The sequence below is a fragment of the Falsihalocynthiibacter sp. S25ZX9 genome, assembly GCF_041205405.1.
Classification (GTDB): domain Bacteria; phylum Pseudomonadota; class Alphaproteobacteria; order Rhodobacterales; family Rhodobacteraceae; genus Falsihalocynthiibacter; species Falsihalocynthiibacter arcticus.
In genome coordinates, this window is the sequence record NZ_JBGFCD010000170.1 from 1 (window position 1) to 320 (window position 320).

The 320-nt window shown below is 42.5% G+C and carries 1 protein-coding gene; it reads right to left on the reverse strand.

Going from position 1 to position 320, the window contains the following annotated elements; translation table 11 throughout:
* Window positions 1-273 (reverse strand): hypothetical protein (locus tag AB9F29_RS21760; protein ID WP_369757230.1); only part of this gene is annotated, 273 nt, incomplete at its 3' end.
* Window positions 274-320 lie beyond the last annotated feature (47 nt).

The following is a 320-nucleotide window of genomic DNA, read 5'->3' on the forward strand; positions in this document are numbered from 1 at the left end:
AGATGCCCTAAACCGACTATTGAAAATCACTCGCTGATCTGGTTTCGCGTAAGCATCTGTTGGGAAATACTCAATTATTGCACCAGCTTTGCGCAAGATTGAATGGTCTTGAAAATCTGTCAGTATCAGCGGAATGAAACTGCCAGAAGTGTAATGAAGGCGGCTAATTTTTTGGAGGGCAATTAAAAGTTGATCTTCACGCAGGCCAAATAAAAGAAAACCAATTATCTGCGACGCACCCTTATATTTAACATCTTCCTGCGAATGCCGCATAGTTAGTAGATTCTTCGCTGGAGGGGTCTCTGAAGGCCATACATTCT